General features: G+C 73.9%; 1 protein-coding gene and 1 pseudogene. Both read left to right on the plus strand.

Annotated features, from left to right (window positions below; all coding sequences use genetic code 11):
- Positions 1 to 415 (plus strand): annotated as a pseudogene (locus VH969_RS03965) (hypothetical protein); the annotation flags it as partial.
- Positions 412 to 2616 (plus strand): tetratricopeptide repeat protein (locus VH969_RS03970; RefSeq protein WP_331970499.1); only part of this gene is annotated, 2205 nt, incomplete at its 3' end. The pseudogene VH969_RS03965 and the gene VH969_RS03970, both read left to right, overlap by 4 nt.

The following is a 2616-nucleotide window of genomic DNA, read 5'->3' on the forward strand; positions in this document are numbered from 1 at the left end:
CGCCGCGGTCGAACTGCCGCGCCCGGAGACCCCCGACGGGGATCCGCCGCCGAACTACAAGGCGCTGTTGCTCGAAGACGAGGGCGACTGGGCCGCGCTCGCCGCCGAGGTCGCCGAGCTGGACCGGGAGGCGGCCACGACGCTCGACGACGCGCGGCGGTCGCTGCGGGCGGTCGGCGGCCTGCTCGACCGGCGCGCGGAGCTGCGCGGGCGGCTGGAGGCCTACCGCGTCAAGGCCGCGCGGCTCGGCTACGCCGAGGACCTCGAGCTGGAGCGGCTGCACAAGCAGGCGCAGGACATCCTGTTCACCGCGCCGTGCGACCTGCCGGCCGCCACCCGCGCGCTCAACCGCTACCAGCAGGCCTTGCAGGACCGGGAGCGCCCGCGCCCGGCCTCGGAGGAGGGGTCCGAATGACCGCATGCCCCCGGCCCGGCTGCGCCGGCACCATCGACGAGGACGGCTTCTGCGACACGTGCGGGCTGGAAGCGCCCGCCGACGCGGTGCCGGCGACCGCGGGCGCGCCGGCGAGTGCGGCCGCCGCCGGCTCGACCGCCCCGACGACCCCCATCCGGGGCGGCGCACCGGCCGACGTCGCCACGCCCAGCACCCGGACCGGCAGCGCACGCACCGGCAGCGTCTCCTGGACGTCCTCGTCCGGCGCGGTCACCTCCAGCTCGCGCCGCGGCTCGGCCCGCTCGTCGACGCGTGGCCTGCTCGGCGCCGGCCTCGTCGAGGTCCCCCGGGTGCCCTACCGGGACCCGAAGACGGCGGTGCTCACCGACCCGAAGGTGCCCGAGGAGAAGCGGTTCTGCAGCAACTGCGGCGCGAAGGTCGGCCGCGGCCGGGATGGCGCTCCCGGCCGGCCGGAGGGCTTCTGCACCAAGTGCGGGCACCGCTACTCGTTCACCCCGAAGCTCTCCCCCGGCGATGTGCTGCACGACCAGTACGAGGTGCTCGGCTGCCTCGCGCACGGCGGGCTCGGCTGGATCTACCTCGCGCTCGACCGTGCGGTCGCCGACCGGTGGGTGGTGCTCAAGGGCCTGCTCGACACCGGTGACGCGGACGCGATGGCCGCGGCGGTCGCCGAGCGCCGGTTCCTCGCCGAGGTCGAGCACCCCAACATCGTCAAGATCCACAACTTCGTGCAGCACCACGACGCCGCGACGAACACGTCGGTCGGCTACATCGTGATGGAGTACGTCGGCGGCCGGTCCATCAAGGACATGATCAAGGAGATCCGGCAGACGCGGGGCGCGACCGCGTGCCTGCCGCTCGCCCGCGGGATCGCCTACATCCTCGAGATGCTGCCCCCGATCGGCTACCTGCACTCGCTGAGCCTGCTGTTCTGCGACTTCAAGCCGGACAACGTGATCCAGACCGAGGAGCAGCTCAAGCTCATCGACCTCGGGGCGGTGCGGCACCTGGACGACGAGGACAGCGCGGTCTACGGCACGATCGGCTACCAGGCACCGGAGATCGCGAGCGCCGGCCCGTCGATCTCCTCGGACCTGTACACGATCGGCCGCACGCTCGCGGTGATGACGTTCCCGTTCGACTTCCAGCGCGAGCATCAGACGACGCTGCCCACGGCGGCCGAGGAGCCGCTGCTGGCGGAGTTCGAGTCCTACGACCGGTTGCTGCGCCGCGCCACGGCGCCCGACCCGGACGCGCGGTTCAGCTCCGCCGAGGAGATGAAGGAGCAGCTCACCGGCGTGCTGCGGGAGGTGCTGGCCGCCGAGGACGGGCTGCCCCGGCCGGGCACGTCCACGGAGTTCACTCCCGAGCGGCGCTCGTTCGGCGTGCGCACGGACCTCGCGAAGCCGGACGACCTCGCGGCGATCGTCGACATGCTGCCCGTACCCCGCGTGGACGGTGCGGACCCGGCCGCCGCCTTCCTCGCCACCGTCACCTCGACCGAACCGGCCGCGCTGCTCGAGGAGCTGCGCACCGCTCCGCAGTCCACTGTGGAGGTACGGCTGCGCGAGGCACGCACGCACATCGAGCTCGGCGACGTGGCGGCCGCCCGGCGCACGATCGACGACATCGCCCGCGACACCAAGCTGCTGGAGCGGGGCTGGCTGCTCGACTGGCACCGTGGGCTCGCCGCGCTGTCCGAAGGCGACACCACGGTGGCGCGCCAGCGGTTCGACCGCGTCTACGCGGCCGTACCGGGCGAGGCCGCGCCGAAGCTCGCGATCGCGCTGTGCGCCGAGGTCGCGGGCGACCACCGGGCCGCGGACAAGTACTACCGGATCGTGTGGCGCACCGACCGTTCGTACGTGAGCGCCGCGTTCGGGATGGCGCGCTCGCTGCTGGCGCTCGGTGAGCGGCTCGAGGCGGTGGACGTGCTGAGCTCGGTGCCGGAGACGTCCAGCCACCACGTCGCCGCGCAGCTGGCCGCCATCCGCGCCCGGCTGCGGGTCACGTCGCCGACCGAGCTGACCGAGGACGACGTGGTGGCCGCGGGCAACCAGCTCGCGGGTCTGGACGTCGACTCCGAACGACGGGCGCACGCGTCCAGCGAGGTGCTGGGCACCGCGCTGCAGTGGGTCCTCGCCGGACGCGGCGGGACGGGCACGGTCCTGGGCAGCGCCCTCACCGAGGACGACCTGCGG

The organism is Actinophytocola sp. (genome assembly GCF_036555685.1).
Classification (GTDB): domain Bacteria; phylum Actinomycetota; class Actinomycetes; order Mycobacteriales; family Pseudonocardiaceae; genus Actinophytocola.